We start from the raw sequence: 1,014 nt of genomic DNA, 5'->3' as shown, positions 1-1,014 counted from the left end.
CAAAATTCCCTTCCGAATGCTCGATTATCGCATTCGCGTCTATCGTCGTCATCCCCAAAAACAAATGCGTCAAGTGGTAATTTATCTGCGACGCAGTGATTCCCCCCTAGTACAAGAAAATACTTTCCGTCTGGGGGAAACCTTTCATTCCTTTCAAGTCATCCGTCTTTGGGAAGAAAATACACCGCAATTTTTCCATCATCCCGGTTTATTACCCTTTGCCATCCTCAGCAATACCGATGATCCCGAACAGGTGTTAAGTCTGGTGTCCCGTTCTCTAGAAACTATCTCCCAAAAACAGGTGCAAAGCAATCTCGCTGCCGCTACCAGTATTCTCGCTGGGTTAGTATTAAATCGAGAGACGATTAAAAATATTCTTCGGAGTGACATTATGAGAGAATCCGTCATCTATCAAGATATTTTAGAGGAAGGCGAGGAAAAGGGACTACAAAAAGGACGACAAGAAGGTAAAGAAGAAAAAGCCCGACAAATTGCCCTAAAAATGCTATCTGCTGGTTTTCCTATCCCAGAAATCGCCCGATTTACCGATTTATCCCCCGCAACTATCGAGGAATTACAATCGAGAGACGATAAAAAAAATCCTTCGGAGTGACATTATGAGAGAATCCGTCATCTATCAAGATATTTTAGAGGAAGGCGAGGAAAAAGGACGACAAGAAGGAAAAGAGGAAAAAGCTCGACAAATTGCCCTGAAAATGCTATCTGCTGGCTTTTCTATCCCAGAAATCGCCCAATTTACCGATTTATCCCCCGACGCAATCGAGCAATTACAAAGACAAAACGCTCACGATGTTTGATAATATTTGTAAATTTATTGCCGAAAACTTCTCCGATGATCTAGCCACTTGGTTACTGGGTTCTCCCCTCCCCTTAACCGTCCTCGACCCGACGGAATTACAATTAGACCCCATTCGTGCCGATTCTCTGATTTTTTTGCAGTCAGAGGAATTAATTCTTCATACCGAGTTTCAAACCGACCCCGACTCCAAAATT

2 protein-coding genes and 1 pseudogene are annotated in these 1,014 nt (G+C 43.0%); all 3 read left to right on the top strand.

All coding sequences use genetic code 11. The features are described 5' to 3' along the window. Window positions 1-613: Rpn family recombination-promoting nuclease/putative transposase (locus tag PX484_RS17850; RefSeq protein WP_288104974.1), on the top strand; the 613-nt coding region annotated here is incomplete at its 5' end. Between the two features lie 4 nt (window positions 614-617). After that, a complete protein-coding gene (locus PX484_RS17845) occupies window positions 618-818 on the top strand; it encodes an Rpn/YhgA-type helix-turn-helix domain-containing protein (protein WP_288104972.1) in 201 nt (66 codons plus the stop codon). Then, window positions 811-1,014 (top strand): annotated as a pseudogene (locus PX484_RS17840) (hypothetical protein); the annotation flags it as partial. The gene PX484_RS17845 and the pseudogene PX484_RS17840, both read left to right, overlap by 8 nt.

Source organism: Microcystis sp. M49636_WE2, from assembly GCF_030065375.1.
Lineage (GTDB): Bacteria > Cyanobacteriota > Cyanobacteriia > Cyanobacteriales > Microcystaceae > Microcystis > Microcystis aeruginosa_C.
The sequence above is the reverse complement of the archived record's forward strand: the minus strand, read 5'-3'. Positions and strand labels throughout refer to the sequence as shown.

What these genes read in the sequence shown, in the direction of transcription:
- PX484_RS17845 (WP_288104972.1), top strand. Translation starts at nt 618, where the DNA reads ATGAGAGAATCCGTCATCTATCAAGATATTTTAGAGGAAGGCGAGGAA.